This window comes from Oceanicella sp. SM1341 (genome assembly GCF_003448965.1).
GTDB lineage: Bacteria > Pseudomonadota > Alphaproteobacteria > Rhodobacterales > Rhodobacteraceae > Paroceanicella.
Window position 1 is genome coordinate 1 of record NZ_QRGC01000100.1, and the last position, 729, is coordinate 729.

General features: G+C 74.5%; 1 protein-coding gene and 1 pseudogene. Both read right to left on the reverse strand.

All coding sequences use genetic code 11. The features are described 5' to 3' along the window. Positions 1-332, reverse strand: a pseudogene (locus tag D3P35_RS25910) (YdaU family protein); the annotation flags it as partial. Continuing rightward, a partial coding sequence (locus D3P35_RS25915) for a hypothetical protein (RefSeq protein WP_157982359.1) occupies positions 325-729 on the reverse strand: 405 nt, incomplete at its 5' end. The pseudogene D3P35_RS25910 and the gene D3P35_RS25915, both read right to left, overlap by 8 nt.

Sequence of the window (729 nt, forward strand, 5' to 3'; positions counted from 1 at the left end):
ACGAAGGGGTTTTGCAGGCGCACCACCGTCTCGCCGCGGATGTCGCACAGGCAGGGGGTCCACTCGAAGAGCGCGCCGTCGCGCACCGCCCGCCAGCCCTCGAGGTTCTGGCCGAGGCCGGCGAGGCGGGCGAGCTCCACGTCATCGTCTGGCAGGGTGCCCGGCGGGTCCTGGTCGCAGGCCTCGGACCAGAGCAGGATGCCGTGGAAGCCCGCCGCGGGCTCCACATGCGCGACAAAGCGCGATTTGAGCACCTTGCGGAAGTGCCAGGGCACCCAATTGCCGCGCAGCACGGTGCCCTGCGGCACGGGGTAGATGGGCAGGTCATCCATCGGCCTGCTCCAGCTCGGCCCGCAGTGCCTCGACGCGCTCGAGGCTGAGGCCGGTGAGCCGGGCCACCGTGCCCGGCAGGGCGCCGAGGCGCAGCTCGGAGATCGCCTTCCGGGTCGCCACGCTGCGCGGCGCGAAGGGCTCGGGCGGCGGCAGTGGCCGGGCCCGGGGCGGGCGCTGGAAGAGTGCCCGCAGCCGCGGCTCGCTCGGGCCGATGCGGCGCAGGTCGCGGACGCGGACGCCCGAGGCGCAGAGCCAGGACTCAAGCCGCCGGGCGCTGTTCGGGTCCGCGCTGGACTTCGCGACCGAGACGCCGCCGGCCACGCTCATGATCGGCTCGCGGAAGGCATCGAAGGAGCGGGTGCGCCCGCGGCGCGTGTCGCGCGGCTCCATCAGCGT